15 protein-coding genes and 3 tRNA genes are annotated in these 18,433 nt (G+C 63.5%); 8 read left to right on the top strand and 10 right to left on the bottom strand.

Translation table 11 applies throughout. The features are described from left to right. Positions 1-2: 2 nt before the first annotated feature. Positions 3-1,307, bottom strand: a complete 1,305-nt coding sequence (locus tag UYS_RS0206525; protein ID WP_016854699.1) for an NCS2 family permease — start codon at positions 1,305-1,307, stop codon at positions 3-5. 181 nt (positions 1,308-1,488) lie between these two features. Further along, positions 1,489-2,118 (bottom strand): riboflavin synthase, encoded by a 630-nt coding sequence (locus UYS_RS0206520; RefSeq protein WP_016854698.1) that lies wholly within the window; start codon positions 2,116-2,118, stop codon positions 1,489-1,491. 444 nt (positions 2,119-2,562) lie between these two features. On the opposite strand from UYS_RS0206520, the gene UYS_RS0206515 reads away from it, so the two are divergent. The 4 genes from UYS_RS0206515 (at position 2,563) to UYS_RS0206500 (ending at position 5,693) form a co-directional block, all read left to right on the top strand. Beyond that, a complete protein-coding gene (locus tag UYS_RS0206515; protein WP_026068396.1) occupies positions 2,563-3,612 on the top strand; it encodes a methionine ABC transporter ATP-binding protein in 1,050 nt (349 codons plus the stop codon). Then, positions 3,593-4,246, top strand: coding sequence for a methionine ABC transporter permease (locus tag UYS_RS0206510; protein ID WP_016854696.1), 654 nt, complete (start codon positions 3,593-3,595; stop codon positions 4,244-4,246). The genes UYS_RS0206515 and UYS_RS0206510 overlap by 20 nt, the downstream gene beginning before the upstream one ends. Positions 4,247-4,345: 99 nt before the next feature. After that, on the top strand, positions 4,346-5,155 hold the full coding sequence (locus UYS_RS0206505) for a MetQ/NlpA family ABC transporter substrate-binding protein (protein ID WP_016854695.1): 810 nt from the start codon (positions 4,346-4,348) through the stop codon (positions 5,153-5,155). An 82-nt stretch (positions 5,156-5,237) separates the two neighbouring features. Further along, positions 5,238-5,693, top strand: a complete 456-nt coding sequence (locus UYS_RS0206500) for a GAF domain-containing protein (protein WP_016854694.1) — start codon at positions 5,238-5,240, stop codon at positions 5,691-5,693. A 134-nt stretch (positions 5,694-5,827) separates the two neighbouring features. On the opposite strand, the gene UYS_RS0206495 is transcribed toward UYS_RS0206500, so the two are convergent. The 4 genes from UYS_RS0206495 to glpK all read right to left on the bottom strand — a co-directional run bounded on the left by UYS_RS0206495 (position 5,828) and on the right by glpK (position 7,719). After that, a tRNA-Val gene (locus UYS_RS0206495) sits at positions 5,828-5,904 on the bottom strand. A gap of 21 nt (positions 5,905-5,925) precedes the next feature. After that, positions 5,926-6,002: transfer RNA gene (locus tag UYS_RS0206490), tRNA-Val, on the bottom strand. A 21-nt stretch (positions 6,003-6,023) separates the two neighbouring features. Then, a tRNA-Val gene (locus tag UYS_RS0206485) sits at positions 6,024-6,100 on the bottom strand. 110 nt (positions 6,101-6,210) lie between these two features. Further along, positions 6,211-7,719 carry a glycerol kinase GlpK gene (gene glpK / locus UYS_RS0206480; protein ID WP_016854693.1) on the bottom strand — a complete coding sequence of 503 codons (1,509 nt, stop codon included), beginning with the start codon at positions 7,717-7,719 and terminating at the stop codon, positions 6,211-6,213. Positions 7,720-7,932: 213 nt separating this feature from the next. On the opposite strand from glpK, the gene UYS_RS0206475 reads away from it, so the two are divergent. The 4 genes from UYS_RS0206475 (at position 7,933) to UYS_RS0206460 (ending at position 13,316) form a co-directional block, all read left to right on the top strand. Next, positions 7,933-8,691 carry a DeoR/GlpR family transcriptional regulator gene (locus tag UYS_RS0206475; RefSeq protein WP_016854692.1) on the top strand — a complete coding sequence of 253 codons (759 nt, stop codon included), beginning with the start codon at positions 7,933-7,935 and terminating at the stop codon, positions 8,689-8,691. A 139-nt stretch (positions 8,692-8,830) separates the two neighbouring features. Continuing rightward, positions 8,831-10,333 carry a glycerol-3-phosphate dehydrogenase gene (gene glpD / locus UYS_RS0206470; protein WP_016854691.1) on the top strand — a complete coding sequence of 501 codons (1,503 nt, stop codon included), beginning with the start codon at positions 8,831-8,833 and terminating at the stop codon, positions 10,331-10,333. Between the two features lie 242 nt (positions 10,334-10,575). After that, on the top strand, positions 10,576-12,054 hold the full coding sequence (locus UYS_RS0206465; protein WP_016854690.1) for a carbohydrate porin: 1,479 nt from the start codon (positions 10,576-10,578) through the stop codon (positions 12,052-12,054). Positions 12,055-12,260: 206 nt separating this feature from the next. Continuing rightward, positions 12,261-13,316, top strand: a complete 1,056-nt coding sequence (locus UYS_RS0206460) for a LacI family DNA-binding transcriptional regulator (protein ID WP_016854689.1) — start codon at positions 12,261-12,263, stop codon at positions 13,314-13,316. Between the two features lie 34 nt (positions 13,317-13,350). Here the strand turns inward: UYS_RS0206460 and UYS_RS0206455 are convergent, their stop codons facing one another. From UYS_RS0206455 to UYS_RS0206440, 4 genes are all read right to left on the bottom strand, one after another. Further along, complete coding sequence (locus UYS_RS0206455; protein ID WP_016854688.1) at positions 13,351-14,106, bottom strand: sulfite exporter TauE/SafE family protein; 756 nt, start codon at positions 14,104-14,106, stop codon at positions 13,351-13,353. After that, entirely contained in the window at positions 14,106-16,130 is a 2,025-nt protein-coding gene (locus UYS_RS0206450) for an alpha-glucosidase (protein WP_016854687.1), read from the bottom strand. The genes UYS_RS0206455 and UYS_RS0206450 overlap by 1 nt, the downstream gene beginning before the upstream one ends. Positions 16,131-16,202: 72 nt before the next feature. Further along, positions 16,203-16,973 carry an SDR family NAD(P)-dependent oxidoreductase gene (locus UYS_RS0206445; RefSeq protein ID WP_016854686.1) on the bottom strand — a complete coding sequence of 257 codons (771 nt, stop codon included), beginning with the start codon at positions 16,971-16,973 and terminating at the stop codon, positions 16,203-16,205. Between the two features lie 11 nt (positions 16,974-16,984). Further along, on the bottom strand, positions 16,985-18,430 hold the full coding sequence (locus UYS_RS0206440) for an NAD-dependent succinate-semialdehyde dehydrogenase (protein ID WP_016854685.1): 1,446 nt from the start codon (positions 18,428-18,430) through the stop codon (positions 16,985-16,987). Positions 18,431-18,433: the final 3 nt, after the last annotated feature.

Here is an 18,433-nt window from a genome sequence, read left to right as displayed (position 1 = left end):
TGTCAGTCGAGGAACAACAGCTTGGCGCTGAAGACCAGCGCCAGCACCACCACGGCCGGGTTCAGATCGCGGAAGCGACCGGACAGGGCCTTGATGGCGGCATAGCTGACGAAGCCCAGGGCGATGCCCTCGGCGATGGAAAAGGTCAGCGGCATGGCCAGCGCCGCGATCAGCACCGGCGCCGCTTCGGTGGCGTCATCCCAGTCGGCGTGCGCCAGGCTGCCCGCCATCAGCACCGCCACATAGAGCAGCGCGCCGGCGGTGGCATAGGCCGGTATGGAGCCGGCCAGCGGCGAGAAGAACAGGCTGATCAGGAACAGCACGCCGACCACCACGGCGGTCAGGCCGGTACGCCCGCCGGAGATGATGCCGGCGGTGGATTCGATGTAGCTGGTGGTGGTCGAGGTGCCGAGCGCCGCACCGGCCATGGAGGCCCCGCTGTCGGCCATCATGGCGCGACCGATGCGCGGCAGCTTGCCGTTCTCGTCGAGCAGGCCGCCACGGTGGGCGACGCCGATCAGGGTGCCTGAGGTGTCGAACAGGTCGACGAACAGGAAGGCAAACACCACGCTGATCATGGCCACGTCGAAGGCGCCGGCCACATCGAGCTGCATCAGTGTCGGCGCGACGGAGGGCGGCATGGAGACGATGCCGCCGAACTCGTTGTGGCCGAGCAGCATCGACAGCACGGTGACGCCGAGGATGCCGATCATCACCGCGCCGGTGACGCGCAGATGCGACAGCGCGGTGATCACGAAGAAGCCGAGCAGCGCATAGAGGGCGGCGGGTTCGGAGAGATCGCCCAGCGCCACGTAGGTGGCCGGATTGGCGACCACGATGCCGGCGTTCTTCAGCGCGATCATGGCCAGGAACAGGCCGATACCGGCGGCGATCCCCAGGCGCAGCGACATGGGAATCGCGTTGATGATCCACTCGCGGATGCGGAACACGCTGAGCAGGAAGAAGGTGAAGCCGGACAGGAAGACCGCCCCCAGCGCCGTCTCCCAGGCATAGCCCATGCCCATTACCACGCCGTAGGTGAAGAAGGCATTGAGGCCCATGCCGGGCGCCATGGCGATGGGATAGTTGGCCCACAGGCCCATGATGAGACAACCCACCGCGGAGGCCACGCAGGTGGCGACGAATACCGCGCCGTAGTCCATGCCGGACTCGGAAAGGATGCTCGGGTTGACGAAGATGATGTAGGCCATCGTCAGGAAGGTGGTGATCCCGGCGATGATCTCGGTCTTCACGTTCGTGCCGTGTTCGGCGAGCTTGAAGTGACGTTCGATCAGGCTTTTCTGCATGGAGAAGTCGTCCTGTGCGGCGCGTGGCGTCCTGCTGGGTGCGAGAAAAGCCGCACATGGTAGCGGATGGCGCCCCGGGAATCGAGGCGCCATCCGCTAGCGACAATGCGGCACGGCCTTCAGAGGTATAAGGGATGGCCAGAGCGCTGGCCAGCGGGCTGGCCAACGCACACTGAACGCCTCAGGCCCCGCGCGAGGCCATGACCCGCTCCACCGTCTCGACGATGGCCTGGGTCTGGGGATCGATCTCGATGTTGACGTGATCGCCCGGCACCCGGTCGGCGAGCACGGTCCGCGCCAGGGTCTCGGGGATCAGATCGACGCAGAACCGCGGGCCGTGATCGGCGGTGGCCGGGCGCGCCTCGCCGATGGTCAGGCTGGCCCCGTCCACGCCGATGTAGCCCTTGTCGAACACGAAGCGACCCAGGGTCTCGGGCAGCTCGAACCACAGCCGACGATTGTTGGGTGCCTCGTCGAGCGACACCAGCTCGGCGGTGGCGATGACGTGGCCTGACATGGCATGGCCGCCGATCTCGTCGCCGAAGCGCGCCGCGCGCTCGACGTTGACCCGGTCGCCGACGGCCAGCTCGCCGAGATTGGTGACGCGCAGCGTCTCGCGCATCAGGTCGAAGCTGACGCGCTCGCCGTCGATCGCGGTGACGGTCAGGCAGACCCCGTTGTGCGCCACCGACGCACCGATCTCCAGTCCCTCGCCCAGCGCCCCCGGCAGGCGCACTACATGGGTGCGAAAGGCCTCCGCCTCCTCGATGGCCACCACCTCGGCCATGCCCTGCACGATGCCTGTGAACATGTGCTGCTCTTCCTCTCGTGTCGTACCGCCCGGACGGGCGAAAAGGCGATCAGTGTAGGAAAAGGCGGCACCTGGCGTCCATGGCGGCGTCGGTGGACCACGGGGCCGACCGGACACCCCTGCCCGCCCCTTTCGCCAGACGTTTTTCCTGTCTCAGGCATTTTTCTGGGCATTCTCACCACCAGCCCGGCCAGAGAACGCCAACTTGGACCAAATGGTTTGACATACGCCCGTTCGAACCCTAGGATACGCGCACATTTTGACGGCGCCGATTTGGACCCGGATTGCGGGCGCCGCTGACGCATGGTCTTTGCGCCGTGCGCTCAGGAAGTGCAGCTAAAAGGGTGTGTCCAGCGTTGATGGCCACCCGTCAGGGTGGCCTTTTTTTTGGCCGCTCGCCGGCTGACGGCCCGCCCCTCCCCCGGCGCCACCCCGGTGGCCCAGATGATTCGACTCCAGAACGTATCCAAGACCTATTTCACCAAGGGCAAGCGCGACGGCGTCGAAGCGCTCAAGCCCGTTGACCTGCACGTGCCCCAGGGCCAGATCCACGGCGTGATCGGCCTGTCCGGCGCCGGCAAGTCGACCCTGATCCGCTGCGTGAACCTGCTCGAGCGCCCCACCACGGGCACCGTCACGGTGGACGGCCAGGAACTCACCGGCCTGTCCCGCGATGCGCTCAACCAGGCACGCCATCGCATCGGCATGATCTTCCAGCACTTCAACCTGCTGACCTCACGCACCGTCTTCGACAACGTCGCCCTGCCGCTGGAGCTGATGGGCGTGAAGAAGGCCGAGATCCGCGAGCGCGTCACGCCGCTGCTGGAACTGGTCGGCCTGGCCGACAAGGCCAGCCACTATCCGGCCCAGCTCTCCGGCGGCCAGAAGCAGCGCGTGGCCATCGCCCGGGCGCTGGCCAGCCGCCCGCGGGTGCTGCTGTGCGACGAGGCCACCTCGGCACTCGACCCGCACACCACCGGCGCCATCCTTGAGCTGCTGCAGGACATCAACCAGAAGCTCGGCCTGACCATCCTGCTGATCACCCACGAGATGGAGGTGGTCAAGACCATCTGCCATCGCGTCAGCCTGATCTCCGGCGGCGAGCTGGTCGAGGAAGCCGACGTCGGCGACTTCTTCACCGCCCCCGGCACCCAACTGGGGCGCGACTTCCTCAACGACTTCCTCGAGCTCGAGCCGCCGCGCACGCTGGTCGAACGCCTCGAGGAGTCGCCCGGCGCCAAGACGCATCCGGTGGTACGACTGGCCTTCTCCGGCGATGCCGTCTCCACGCCGCTGATCTCGCGACTGGCCCGCGAATGCGGCGTCGACGTCAGCATCCTCCAGGCCAAGGTGGAGTCGATCCAGGATCGCACCCTCGGCCTGATGATCGCCGAACTGATGGGCGACGCGGACGACACCCGCCGCGCCATCGCCTACCTGGAAACCCATGACCTGAAGGTGGAGGTGCTCGGCCATGTCCAGCGCGATGATTGAACTGATTCTCGAGGCCACCCTCGACACGCTTTACATGGTGGCGATCTCCGGGCTGATCTCCGCGGCGGTGGGCATCCCGCTGGGCGTGCTGCTCAACGTCACCCGCCCCCGCCAGGTGCTGGCCCAGCCGGCGCTCAACGGCGTGCTCGGCATCATCACCAACGTCGGCCGCTCGGTGCCCTTCATCATCCTGATGGTGGCCATCATTCCCTTCACCCGCGCCCTGGTCGGCTCCTCCATCGGCACCAACGCCGCGGTGGTGCCGCTGACCATCGCCGCCATTCCGTTCGTGGCGCGGCTGGTCGAAGGCGCGCTGAACGAGATCCCGCCGGGCCTGGTGGAAGCCGCCCAGTCCATGGGCGCCACGCCCTGGCAGATCATCACCCGGGTACTGCTGCCCGAGGCTCGCGGCGGCATCTTCACCGCCCTGACCGTGACCATCGTGACCCTGATCAGCTACTCCGCCATGGCCGGCGCGGTAGGCGGCGGCGGCCTGGGCGACCTCGGCATCCGCTACGGCTACAACCGCTTCAACCCCACCATCATGCTGATCACCGTGGTGATCCTGGTGGTCATGGTGCAAGGCTTCCAGAGCCTGGGGGACTATCTGGTGCGCAAGAGCGATCACAAGTGAGCGCATCGACTCGATAACCAGATAGCATTACACATCTCGTTTTTATACCTTTATAGTAGTGGACGAACCTCACGTCAGCTTCGACAGGGAGACATCGATATGCGCAGCATCCTGATCGGCGGCCTCGCCGCTTCCGCCCTGGCCCTCGCGATCGGCCAGGCCAACGCCGACGAGCACGGCATCAAGATCGGCACCGTGGCCGGCCCCGAGACCGATGTCATGCAGGTCGCCGCCGACGTCGCCGAGCGCGAGTACGGCCTGGACGTCGAGATCGTCGAGTTCACCGATTACGTCACGCCCAACGCCGCCCTGGCCGACGGCAGCCTGGATGCCAACGCCTACCAGCACGAACCGTACATGCAGTCGATGATCGACGACCGCGGCTACGACTTCGCCATCGCCGGCCACACCTTCGTCTACCCGATCGGCGCCTACTCCGAGAAGTTCGACAGCATCGACGCGCTGCCGGACGGGGCCACCATCGCCCTGCCCAACGACCCGACCAACGAAGGCCGTTCGCTGATCCTGATGCACGAGCAGGGCCTGATCACCCTGGACGACCCGTCGAACCTCGAGGCCACCCCGCTGAACGTGGTCGAGAACCCGCATGACTTCGACTTCCGCGAGATCGAGGCCGCCCAGCTGCCCCGCGTGCTGCCCGACGTGGACATGGCCTTCATCAACAACACCTTCGCCCAGCCGGCCGGCCTGAGCCTGGACGACGCGCTGATCAAGGAAGGCCCGAACTCGCCCTACGTCAACCTGATCGCCGTGCGCGCCGGTGACGAGGACCGCGAGGAGATCCAGCAGCTGGTCGACGCCTATCAGAGCGACGAAGTGGCCGCCAAGGCCGAGGAGCTGTTCGACGGCGCCGCGGTGCCGGGCTGGACCGAAGACGAAGCCGAATAAGGCGCACGATCGCGCCATGGCGCGCGATCACGCACCGATGAGGCCGGCCCATGGGCCGGCCTCCGTCGTTGAAGGAGAGATCATGACCGACTATGCCCTGCTCGCCCGCCAGCTCGACGCCCTGCTGGACACCCGCGACTGGCTGACCAACAGCGCCCAGACCTGCGCCTTCATCATGCAGCAGGTGCCCGAACTGAACTGGGTCGGCTTCTATCTGCAGCGCCGGCCCGAGGTGCTGTCGCTCGGCCCCTTCCAGGGCCAGCCCGCCTGCCATCCGATTCCATTCAGCAAGGGCGTATGTGGCGCCGCGGCGCGTTCCCGCGAGACGCAGCGGGTCGAGGACGTCCACGCCATCCCCGACCACATCGCCTGCGACGCCGCCTCCCAGGCCGAGCTGGTGATCCCGATCGTGGTGAACGAACGTCTGTGGGGCGTGCTCGACCTGGACAGCCCGACGCGCGGCCGCTTCGGCGCCGACGATCAGGCCGGCCTCGAGGCGCTGGTGAAGGTGTTCGCCGAGCGCAGCGATCTCGACTAGAGGCCTGCTCCGCCCGGCGGTCGCGACTGCCGCCGGGCTAAAGCGCATCGCTCCAGCACCACCGAGCCGCAGACAGCCACAGGCACAACGAAAAACGCCCCGAAGCGTGAGCCTCGGGGCGTTTTTACGGAATCTGGTAGGACCAGGCGGATTTGAACCGCCGACCTCCACGATGTCAACGTGGCGCTCTAACCAACTGAGCTATGGTCCTGCTGTCGATGTTGCGGCGCGATGGTAGGACCAGGCGGATTTGAACCGCCGACCTCCACGATGTCAACGTGGCGCTCTAACCAACTGAGCTATGGTCCTGCTATCGATGTCGTGTCGCGCTGGTAGGACCAGGCGGATTTGAACCGCCGACCTCCACGATGTCAACGTGGCGCTCTAACCAACTGAGCTATGGTCCTACATTCGCTGTTTGCGGCGATCTGTGCCGTGACAACGGATGCGTATTCTACGGACACCGCGGAAAAATGCAAGTCCTTTTCTCCGCTTTACGCAAACAAGTCGCGGCGGATCAGGAAGTTGTCGCCGCTCCTTCGGGATCACAGCGCACGCGCTCTACCGCTTCCAGCCAACCGCTGTAGAGGCGTTCGCGCTCGCACTCCTCCATTGACGGAAAGAAGCTGCTCTCGTTATGCCAGAGGGATGCAATTTCCTCGAGATCCCGGTACCAGCCAAGGCGCAGACCGGCCAGATAGGCCGCCCCAAGCGCGGTGGTTTCTAGAATCCCCGGGCGATCCACCTGCACTCCCAGCATATCGGCCAGGAACTGCATCAACCAGTTGTTCGCGACCATGCCGCCATCCACCCTGAGAGTGCCCGGCGGAGTACTCATATCGTCACTCATGCACACCTGGAGGTCCCGCGTCTGATAGCAGACCGCCTGGAGACCGGCGGCCACGATATCGGCAATCCCGGTGTCTCGCGTCAGCCCAAGGATCGCCCCACGGGCCTTGGGGTCCCAATGAGGCGCACCAAGCCCGGTAAAGGCTGGCACCAGATATACGCTTTGACCGCTCTTGGTCTCACGCGCCAGCGTTTCGGTCTCGGCGGCATCGGCAAACAATTTCAGACCGTCGCGCAGCCACTGCACCGTGGCACCGGCGACGAAAATACTGCCCTCCATGGCGTAGGTCGGCACGCCATCGAGACGATAACCCACCGTCGTGAGCAGACGATTACGCGAGGCCTCAGCCACTTCCCCGGTATTGACGATCATGAAGCAACCGGTGCCATAGGTACTCTTGCCCATGCCCGGCGAGAAGCAGGCCTGCCCCACCAACGCGGCCTGCTGATCGCCGGCGACACCGGCAATCGGCAGCTCACCGCCCAGCAGCTCTGGCCGCACAGAGCCGAAATCGTCACTGGAATCTCGCACGTCGGGTAGCAGGCTCGCCGGGATATCAAACAGCGCCAGCAGATCCGAATCCCAGCGCTGCGAATGGATGTCGAACAACGCCGTGCGCGACGCGTTGGTCGCGTCCGTGGCATGCACCCGACCACCGGTGAGACGCCAGATCAGAAAGGTATCGACCGTTCCGAACGCCAGCTCACCACGCTCAGCCCGCTCCCGCGCGCCCTCGACGTTATCCAGCAACCACGCCAGCTTGGTCGCCGAGAAATAGGGATCGATCAACAGCCCGGTACGCGCCTGCACCAGCTCGGTATGCCCGGCGTCACGAAGCTGCTGGCAGCGTTCGGCGGTACGCCGATCCTGCCAGACAATCGCGTTGTGGAGCGGCTCACCGGATTCCCGGTCCCACAGCAGAGTAGTCTCTCGCTGATTAGTGATGCCGATCCCGGCGATATCCTCTATGGCTACCCCCTGCTTGGCGATAACCTCTCGGCAGGTCGCCACCACACTCTCCCAGATAGCTTCGGGATCATGCTCGACCCATCCATCAGCGGGAAACTGCTGAGGAAACTCACGCTGAGACGCAGCGATACTACGACCCTCGCGATCAAAGAGGATCGCCCGGGAGCTGGTGGTCCCCTGGTCGATAGCAAGAAGGTAAGAGGCCATGAGGATTTATCCTGATATTGCTCGTTGTCTCGGGAACACTTTCGCTTTTATCGAAAAATGTTCGATTATGATCAAAAGACTACGCTAGTGACTGTTAACGCTCAATTGGCGACGCCGCCTTCCACCTAAGACTTTCGGCGAACCTGCCGCATCGGGAACCCCCTGCAGCGACACTCGGGATGGCGTAGAATCCTACTTCTTCAAGGAGTTAGCATGACCCCACAGCAGCGCCAAGACAGCATCGTCGAACTCGTTCGACGCCAGGGCTACGCCAGCATCGAACAGCTCACCGAGCACTTTGCCGTCACCCCGCAGACGATCCGCCGCGATCTCAACCGTCTCTCCGGCGAGGGCCAGGTACGGCGCGTTCACGGCGGAGCGGGCCTGGAATCCAGCACGGTCAACACCGCCTACGCGATGCGCAAGAACCTCAACCTGGAGGCCAAGCAGCGCATCGCGGCTCTGCTCGCCCACCACATCCCCAATCATGCCTCGCTCTTCATCAACATCGGCACCAGCAACGAAGTCATTGCCGAAGCCCTGCTCGATCACAGTGGGCTCGAAGTCATCACCAACAACCTCAATGTGGCCGCCATCCTGCAGCGCAAGGAAGATTTCAACGTCATCGTTGCCGGCGGCCAGGTCCGCTCCCGCGACGGCGGCATCATCGGCGAAGCGACCATCGACTTCATCAACCAGTTCAAGGTCGACTTCGGCATCATCGGCATCAGCGGCATCGACGAGGACGGCTCGCTGCTTGAGTTCGACTACCAGGAAGTCCGCGTCGCCCAGGCCATCATCCAGAACTCCCGTCAGGTTTTCCTGGCCGCCGACCACTCGAAGTTTCAGCGTAACCCCGTGGTTCGCCAAGGCAATCTCTCCCAGCTCGATGCGCTGTTCACCGATCGCCCCCCCTCAGAGCGCATCCAGGAACTGCTTCACCAGCACGACGTCTCCCTGCACCTCGCCTGACTGCCCCCGCCTGCCTCACCTTCTCGACCGAGACGGGCGTGTTGACTGATGCTCTCTTGATGTTCGCTTTCAAATACTCTATTTTCGCTTTCGAACATCATCGGCTTTCCATAAAGGCCCACGCCCGACGGAGCATGACATGGCAACCTCTCCCGACATCCTGGATATTTTCGTGATCGGCGGCGGCATCAATGGTGCCGGCATCGCCGCCGATGCATCCGGTCGCGGCCTCTCGGTCGGCCTTTGCGAACAATCCGACCTGGCCAGCGCCACCTCATCGGCCAGCAGTAAACTGATCCATGGCGGACTGCGCTACCTGGAACACCACGAATTCCGACTGGTGCGCGAGGCACTGCGCGAACGCGAGGTCCTGCTCGCCAAGGCGCCCCATATCATCTGGCCACTTCGCTTCATCCTGCCCCATCGCTCCCACCTGCGTCCGGCGTGGATGCTCCGTGCCGGCCTGTTTCTTTATGACCATCTCGGTAAACGCCAGCGTCTACCGGCTTCCCGTGGGCTCCGCCTGACACCAGAACTGGGACTGTCAACCGACCTTTCCCGCGGATTCGAATACTCGGACTGCTGGGTGGATGACGCCCGACTCGTGGTCCTCAACGCCATTCAGGCCAGCGAAAACGGTGCTGACATCATGGTCGGCACCCGTTGCGTCAACGCCCAGGAGGTCGATGGCCACTGGGAAATCGAACTGGAGGACGCGGAAAGCGGCGTCCGCTTCACGCGGCACGCGCGCACACTGGTCAATGCCGCGGGACCCTGGGTGGAAGGCGTAATTCGTGGCATGACACCCCGCACGTCCCGCTACGGCGTCCGCATGATCCAGGGCAGCCACATCATCGTCCCGAGATGCAATCACGACGACCGAGCCTTCATTCTTCAGAACACCGACAAACGCATCGTCTTCGTGCTGCCCTACGAGGAAGACTTCAGCCTGATCGGCACCACCGATCGTCGCTACCAAGGCGATCCCGCCAGCGTCGAAGCCGGCGACGAGGAGGTCGACTACCTGCTTGATGTCGTAAACGACCACTTCGAGAACACCCTGACGCGCAACGACGTCATCCGAACCTTCTCCGGTGTACGCCCACTCTGCGACGATGAATCGGCCGATCCGTCAGCCATGACACGCGACTACACCCTGGATCTCGATACTCAAGGCGCACCTCTGCTGTCGGTATTCGGCGGCAAGATCACCACCTACCGCAAGCTCGCCGAGGCCGCGCTGACCAGCCTAGAACCTCACCTTCCTCCGATGACGCCCCCCTGGACGGCAGATGCCCCGCTTCCTGGCGGCGACATCAAGGACCAGGACAGCTTCCGGCAGAGCCTGCAAGCCGACTACCCCTTCCTGACGCTCGACCAGATACGTCGCTTCGCGCGCACCTACGGCTCAATGTGCCACCACTTCCTGGCGGGCAAGGCATCCCGCCAGGCGCTAGGCGAGGACTTCGGTGCCGGACTGAGCGCCGCCGAGGTTGACTACCTGATGGAGCGTGAGTGGGCACATCACCCCCAGGACATTCTCTGGCGCCGCACCAAGCTGGCCTTGCATCTCTCAGAGCAACAGGTCGCACGCCTTGCGTCCTACATGCAAGCCAAGAGGCGCCAGGCACAGGCCGTCTGATACTTTCTGATACCGGTCAACCCCGGCTCGACAAACTACTCTCCGAGCCGGGCTTAATAGCGCTACGAAAAACCTACCCCTCACCCCCTCCTTAGAGCACGATAGTCGTATCTACCACCGGGGAGTGCGACGAAAGATGCATAGATCACAAGATTCGTAGCGCTACGATTATACCTGTTTTCGCAGCGCTGCGAATATGTGAAACACCACGACAACAACACACGCCACACCGGAACTTTCACATGACCAAGTTATTCCAGCTCGCCCCGCTTGCCGCGGCCCTCACCCTGACAGGGGTCAGCCCCGCCATCCTGGCCGACGACGCCGATATCGAGGCAAGACTGGCAGCCCTCGAAGCCAGGGTGATGGCCGCCGAACGTCGCGCAGCCGCCGCGGAGGCTCGACTGGACGAGCAAGCCGCGGCCGAGGAATACGAAACCCGGCTCGCCGCCCTCGAAGACAAGGCCAGCAGCGATGACGGTTTCTCCTTCAGCGCCTATGCCCGATCAGGCCTGCTTCTCGGTGACGAGGGCAAGAGCCTGCCTGGCGGGCCCTACGTCACTCCTGCAGGCACCGTAGGCGGCGCCGTGGGCCGCCTGGGCAACGAACCAGATACCTATGTGCATGCGCGGCTGAACCACCAGCACACCTTCGACAACGGAGCCAAGCAGCGTTTTCAGGTGTCGTTTGCCGACTCGGTCGAGACCAGCAACGATTGGACCGCCAATGAATCCGAGCTGAACATTCGCCAGGTCTTCGTCGAGCTTTCGGATCTGCCAAGCCTCGAGAACAGCGCTTTCGAGGATGCCACCCTATGGGCCGGCAAGCGACTCGATCGCGATATCCACGATATCCACTGGCTAGACAGCGATGTGGTCAAGCTGGCGGGGCTGGGCGCAGGCGTCTATGACGTCCAGCTCGGCGATAGCTGGAAGGCGAACTTCTCGCTGTATGGGCGCAGCTTCGATGACTTCAGGCTCGACCCGGAAGACACGGAGCTCAGCGATGATACTGACAGTCTGGTCCTGACCGCCAACAACTATGTCGGGAACTGGCAGTTGATGTTCAATGCCATCTCCGCCGCCGACAACGACCAGCGCATGACCGACGGCCCGGGTACCGCCGCCGATAGCGGCTTCCACAGCATGCTCGCCTACAAAGGCGACAGCTTCTTCGGAATGGCGGACGGTGGCTTCCGGGCCGCTCTCCTGCACGGCCAGGGACTGGGTGCCGAAGTGAAGCAGATCGGGGCGAATGGAGACTTGCTCGACGATGCCAAGGCCACCCGACTGGCCATTCAGGGCACTACCTATCTGACACCGAGCTGGCGCATCGCTCCGGCTCTATTGGCCGAGGTCAGCGAGGACCGGTTCATCGAGGGTGACGACTACCGCTGGGCCTCCCTCAACGCGCGCATTGCCAACGAGCTCAGCGAGAACTTCGAGATGCAGTATGAAGCCAGCTTCCAGGCCATGGACCTCGATCCCCAGGGGTACAGCGGGCGCAGCGCAGTGGAAGGCAACTTCTCCAAGCTCACTATCGCGCCGACCTTCAAGCCTGACGTAGGAGGCTTCTGGCAGCGCCCGGAGCTGAGAGCCTTCGCCTCCTATACCGCCTGGGATGACGAGCTCAACGATTTCTCTACCGATGACGCCTTTGGCCAGGAAGGCTATACGGGCGGTCAGTGGAGCTTCGGTGTCCAGGCGGAGACCTGGTTCTAAGTGCCCGCCGGGGCAGCGCGCCCCTCGCTTGCCTTTCGTTTTGATTCCGCCCCATGCCCAGGCCGCATGGGGCTTTTTTGATCCAGCTCGCCTTGGACGTGCTCGTGCGAGGGTATGATAGGATTCCTGCCAACGCCCCCAGAGGATGCAAAACCCTACCGGGAGGCACGCTCCGACGTCCAGGCCACTTAAATCGAGCAATCATCATGAGTAGCCAACAGCGCTCCCGACGCACTACCAAGCGCGTCACCATGACGGACGTCGCCAAATTGTCCGGCGTCTCGGCCAGCACGGTATCGCTCTACCTGCGTCGCCCTGGAGAAGTATCCGACACTTTGGGCCGACGCATCCAGGAGGCCATCGATACTCTGGGCTATGTGCCCAACCTCATGGCCGGCGCACTGGCCGCCGCCAAGACCCAGGTGGTCGGGGTTGTGGTTCCCTCCATGGTCAACTCCATGTTCGCCTCGACCGTCAGTCGCATGCAGATGGCAATGAGCCGTCATGGCTACCAGTTGTTGCTGGGGAACAGCGAATACTCGCAAGAGCAGGAAGAGTCATTGGTCCGGACCTTCATGTCCTGGTCACCCAGCGCCATGGTCCTGACCGGGCTGCAGCATACGCGAGAAACACGCCGCATTCTGACCAGCTCAGCCCTCCCCGTGGTGGAAATGTGGGAGCTGGGCTCCAACGCCCTGGACACCATGGTCGGCTTTTCCCATGAGGACGTCGGGAGAGCCCAGGCACGCCACCTCATCGAATCGGGCTGTCGTCGGCTGGCCTTCATCGGCGCGCGGATGAGCGTGGACAATCGTGCTCAGCTCAGGGCAACAGGCGTACGAACCGCTTGCCGGGATCTGCTTGGCAGCGCCGAGTGCCGGATCATGGATACAGGAACCGGGCGCATGGCCGCAGCGGCCCGCGATGCCATGCAGACACTGCTGGCCGAGATGCCCGACGTGGACGGTATCGTCTTTTCCAATGATGTGCTGGCACTGGGCGCCACGGCCCAAGCCCAGGCCCAGGGAGTGCGCGTACCCGAAGATATCGCAATGATAGGGTTCGGCGACATGGACTTCAGCAACTGCTGCATGCCAGCCATCTCGACGGTGCGCCCGCCGCGCGAGGAAATCGGCGACCGGGTCGCCATGAGGCTTCTCGACCGCCTGCAGGGGAAATCCATCGAGACATCGATTGATCTTGGCTTCGAGCTGCTGGCACGCGAGAGTTCGACCCGAAGCGTCGAAATCAATATCTCCTGAAAAAAGCGGGGCGCCGCCAGGCGCCCCATCCGCATCAGCTTCCCCCAACACCCGAGAGGCACAGGCTGATCCCGGACCCCATCAGCAGGACGAAGGCCAGGCGCCGAAGATTTCGTGCCGACAGCGGCGGCGGATAGCGACGGCCCAGCCAGGTGAACAGCAGCACGACCGGCACCGCCGCCACTGCGATCCCCATCACCTCGATATCTAGCGCTCCCTGGAACGCCACGATCACCAGTCGCTGGAGACTGTTGATGGCGAATATCAGTAACAGGCAGTCACGAATGACCGCCGGCGCCAGGGGCTGACGGTAGAGCTGGAAGACCATCGGCGGCCCAGACGTCGAGAACATTCCCCCCATGAAACCGGAGAGACCGCCGAACAGCGCAAAGCTCCAGTTCGAGGAAAGTTCGCGCCGCGGCCGGGGATGGCGTACCAGCATCAGGCTGCTGACAATGATGGCCGCACCGAGGATGACCTGCAGCCAGCCGACGTAGTCCCCGCTCAGGACATCCAGCGCCCAGACCCCGAGAAACACGGTCACCATTCCACTCGCGGCACTGATCAGCACAACCCGCCTGTCCAGCGTGGCACGCTTGCCATACAACGCCACCGCACAATTAAAAAGGCTCAGAATGCTGATGAGGATGGCACCGAGTGCCACCGGGGCAATGCCGAACAGCACCACCCCCGCCATAAAGATCAGACCGAAGGCGAAGCCGGTGATAGTCTGGGCATAGGTCGCCAGGGCCACCACCAGCAGCAACGGCAGATGCTCCAGCAGCCCCATCAATCGGCTCCCGGCACGGTCTCGAAGAGCTCGCACCAGCCACTCTGCTGTCGATAGAAGACCGGGGGCCGACCATCGGGTGCGCTGACTTCCAGCCGACGGCCGCCGGCCTCGATAGCACCACTCCAGAGATGCACCCAGATCTCGCCCGCCGGAAGATAGACCTCACGCGCTGTCACGCCCTCCTCGACCACCGGCGCGACCAGAAGATCCGGACCGTAAAGATACTGGGTCTGAATCTCATAGGCCTCGGGATCGTCCTCGAAATGCAGGAACAGCGGTCGCTGTACCGGAATACCCCGTTCGGCTCCTTCCTCTACCAGCACCCTGAGATAGGGAGCGAGATGCCGGTAGACTCGGCTCATATGTGCCAGGTGCTCCGTCAGTTCGGCACTGTCGAACCACTGCAGGTTGTCGAAAGGGCGATTGCACTCATGGGTGCGCATGACAGGTGTGAAGGCGGCAAGGTCCACCCAGCGCTTGAACAGTTCGGCACTGCGGACGTTGCCGAACAAACTGGTGTAACCGCCGATGTCACTGTGGTGGAACGCATTACCCAGCAAGCCAGACGACAGTGCCGCGGTAATCACCGTGCCGATGCCATCGTGGCGAGAGAAATCCACCGACTGGTCGCCGCCCCACAGCAGAGGACAATGCGACTGAACACCGGTATAGCCGGCCCGCATGAAGAAAGTCGCCTCGCTCGTCTTGCCGCGTTCCGCCACCGCCTCGGCATTGACCTGCGCCCAGCGGGTCGGCCAGCGATTGTGCTCGACTTCCGCCGAGACCCCGTTGGCAAGCGTCACGTCCACGGGTAGGTACTCTCCGAAGTCCGCCATCCAGCCGCTGACGCCGATATCGAGCATATTGGCCTTGAGGATGACATCCTTGAACCAGCTGCAGGCCTCGGGATTGGTGAAGTCCACCACACCGCAGTCGAACTCGCCGAAATCGACAATGGCCACCTCCCCCTGACCATCGGAGGCGAGAAAGCCCTGATCGCGGGCCACAGGGAAGAATTCTCCGTCCACGCACAGATAGGGATTCACGTAGCCAAGGAAGCGAATCCCGCGCGACGCCAGCTCGCGACACCAGCCGGCCAGGTCCGGATAGCGATTCTCGGAGGCCTGCCAATCCCAGAAGAGCCGCGCACCGAAGCTGGTCTCGCGAATGCCCGCCCAGTCCTCGCACCAGAGGGCCGAGACGGCCATGTCCGCAGCCAGCGCCTGCTCGAGCTTTGCCTCGGCATGCTCCTTGCCACGCTTGAGGCCCAGGATGACTCCTTCGTAAACCCACTCGGGCAGACGAGGCTGATGGCCGAACCTTACACCGAGCGCCTCTACCAGAGACAGGTAAGTGGTCGCGGCGAAAAGTTCGAGTCGCTCCGGCACGTCCCACACCTGAAGCTCGTGGAAGCCGTCATGCCGAAAGTCGAAGTCCGCATAGCTGCTGGTCTCGACATGACAGGCATAGTGACGAGAGGAAAGGAAGGTAGGTTGAGGGTAATTGGTATGGTAATAGTCCCCGCCAGCGCGATTCTCCGCATCCGATCGCCAGGTGATATAGGTGTCCTTGTCGCGGCCGACACCGGGCTCGGACGTCCACAGCGGGAAGTGCCGGCCGCGCAGATTGAGGTAGGACATCTGTTCGCCACATCCCCAGACCTGCTCGCCCTGTTCGGCCACCAGCCGCCACCAGGTGCGATTGATACCCGGAGCCACATGGTGGGTGGTCAAGGTGGCGCCGGACGACGAAGATGCCAGTCGGAGTTCGAGCTGCAGATCGTCACCGTCATGGCGACGAAACGCCAGCCGATAGCCCTGGCCGTCCTGCTGGACATCCAGATGCCGGAGCGGTTCACGGGCTTCCAGGTAGTCCTCGATCTCGAAGTTGCCCCGATACATGTCGAAGCTCGCCTGGCCACGGCCAATGTATATCGCCGGAGCATCGATCTCATGGCGAAACAGCAAGGCGTCGCCGTGGTAGACACTGACGGCGTGCGACTCGGTGATGACGCGCATCATGGTGGTTTCCCGTAATGATGATGAAGACTGGAAGCTCCGAGGAGGCATTTGGCTCCCCGAAGCCGGCTCCGCTCAATTGAGTGTCAGGCCCGCATCGACCACGAAATTCTGGCCGGTGCAGCCGCGACTCTCCGCGGAGCCGAGGAACAGCGCCATGCGCGCCACGTCGTCGGCCTGCAGACGAAACTTCAGCGCCTGCTGGTCGAGGAAGCGCTGGTTGAGCTCCGGCGTCAGCCAGAGACGCTCCTGCCGCTCGGTCAGAATGGCACCGGGCACCAAGGCATTGACTCGGATACCATGGACACCGATCTCCTGGGCCAGGGTGCGGGTGAGCCCGTTGATGGCCGCCTTGGCCGTGGTATAGCCCACCATGCCCGGACGACCGCGCATCCAGGAGATAGAGCCGAGGTTGATGATACTGCCTTCGCCGCGCCGTTTCATGCCAGGCAGCACTGCCTGTGTCGCGAAGACATGATGACGCAGATTGATCGCCTGGCAGTTATCCCAGTAGTCGGGGGTCAGTTCCTCGATCGCGTGGCGATCGTCTAGGCCGGCATTGTTGATCAGCACGTCGATGGGGGCCAACTCGCGCTCCACCTCGGCGATCACGCCCTGAAGGCGCTCTATGTCACGAATATCGCATTCATAGAAGTGCACAGATGCCGGGGACAACTCGGCCACCAGGGCCTCCGAGGAAACCACGTCAATATCGACGAAGGCGACGCGAGCCCCCTGGCCCGCGAAGGCGCGCACAAGGGCGGCGCCGATGCCAGAACCGCCGCCCGACACGAATATCATCTTGTCCCGCAGGGAATGATACTGAGCTTGAGACTGTTCGCTCATGCGGTCGCCTCCTAGATGGCCATGTTGATGTACTTGGTCTCGAGATAGTCCTCGATTCCCTGATGAGCGCCCTCGCGTCCCAGGCCGGATTCCTTGACGCCACCAAACGGTGCTTCGCAGGTGGAGACATGGCCATTGTTGATCCCCACCATGCCGTAATCGAGGCCTTCGGACATGCGCCAGGCACGCCCCAGGTCACGGGTGAAGCAATACGCCGCCAGGCCGTACTCCGTATCGTTGGCCAGTTCAAGGACCTCTTCCTCTTCGCCGAACCGGAATACCGGAGCCAGCGGGCCGAAGGTTTCTTCCGAGAAACACTCCATGTCCCGCGTGGCGTCCGCGACCACGGCCGGAGACAGGAAATTGCCCGACAGCCGCTCTCCTCCTTGGTGCAGCCTGCCTCCCTTGGCCACGGCATCGCGCAGCTGCTGTTCGACCTTGTCCGCGGCGGCTGCATCGATCAACGGGCCGACATCCACCCCCGCCTCATGACCGGCACCGACCCTGAGTTCGGCTACACGGGCGGCCAGGCGCTCGACGAAGGCATCATGGATGCTGTCCTGCACGAAGATCCGATTGGCACACACGCAGGTTTGACCGGCATTGCGGAACTTGGCCACCATCGCCCCCTCGACGGCCTGATCCAGGTCCGCATCATCGAAGACAATGAACGGCGCATTGCCACCGAGCTCCATGGATACCTTCTTGACGGTGTCGGCGCACTGCCGCAGCAGTAGCTTGCCGATGGCGGTAGAGCCGGTGAAGCTCAACTTACGCACCTTGGCGCTCGACGTCATGGCACCACCGATGCCACGTGCGTCACCGGTAACCACGTTGACCACCCCGGCTGGAATCCCGGCACGCAGCGCCAGCTCGCCCATGGCCAGCGCCGAGTAGGGCGTCTGCCCCGCCGGCTTGATGACGATGGTGCACCCGGCGGCCAAGGCCGGCCCCGCCTTGCGGGCGATCATGGCGGCCGGAAAGTTCCACGGGGTGATGGCGGCGCAAACCCCAACCGGCTGCTTGACCACCATCATTCGGCGATCACCCATGGGACTCGGAATCACATCGCCGTAGGTACGACGCCCCTCCTCGGCAAACCACTCGAGAAAGCTCGCCGCGAACCCGATCTCACCGCGAGCCTCGGCCAGCGGCTTGCCCTGCTCAGCGGTCATCAACACCGCCAGATCCTCGCGATGCTCAAGCATCAGATCGTGCCAGCGGCGCAATAACACCCCCCTCTCCTTGGCGGTTCGACCTCTCCACTCACGCATGGCGTTATCGGCAGCGTCGATCGCGCGCAGCGTCTCGGCCTCGCCGAGACGTGGAACATGGCCAATCTCGTTGCCATCCGCAGGGTTGGTCACGACATCGGCGGCGCCATCGTCGGCACCGACCCATTCGCCGTTGATCAGGCATGCCTGGCGCAGCAGATCCTTGTCCTGGAGGTTAAGCATGAT

It is taken from the genome of Halomonas smyrnensis AAD6, assembly GCF_000265245.1.
In the GTDB taxonomy this organism is placed as follows: Bacteria; Pseudomonadota; Gammaproteobacteria; order Pseudomonadales; family Halomonadaceae; genus Halomonas; species Halomonas smyrnensis.
The sequence above is the reverse complement of the archived record's forward strand: the minus strand, read 5'-3'. Positions and strand labels throughout refer to the sequence as shown.